We start from the raw sequence: 424 nt of genomic DNA on the forward strand, positions 1-424 counted from the left end.
GGGCAGAAAATGCTCTAGGGCAATCGTATAGATTTCTGGAAGAACAAGGGGCGTATGGGTTGCAGCAATAATCATGCCGCCTTGGATGAGATGATTTTGAAAAAGATTTGCGAAAATGCTTTGGGTATGGCTATCAACGCCAGATGTTGGTTCATCTAGAATCCAAACAGGACGATAAGATAGCAAAAGACGAGCAATAGCTACGCGTCTGTTTTGCCCAGTTGATAAAACGCGAAAAGGTAGGTGCCCAAGATCAGAAAGACCAACATCTGCAAGGGCTTCATGGGGCGTACGCAGATATTGACTGTAAAATGCTGCCCAAAATTGCAAATTATCAATGACTGATAAGGAGGATTTCATAGCATTTTGAATACTGAGATAATGACATACACTAGCTAAAGGATATGTCTGTGTACGTTCTTTA

At 41.7% G+C, this 424-nt stretch carries 1 protein-coding gene; it reads right to left on the reverse strand.

Going from position 1 to position 424, the window contains the following annotated elements; translation table 11 throughout:
• A partial coding sequence (gene ccmA / locus J7R13_RS09055) for a heme ABC exporter ATP-binding protein CcmA (RefSeq protein ID WP_208438327.1) occupies nt 1-424 on the reverse strand: 424 nt, incomplete at both ends.

Source organism: Bartonella taylorii 8TBB (assembly GCF_902825155.1).
Taxonomy (GTDB): domain Bacteria; phylum Pseudomonadota; class Alphaproteobacteria; order Rhizobiales; family Rhizobiaceae; genus Bartonella; species Bartonella taylorii_A.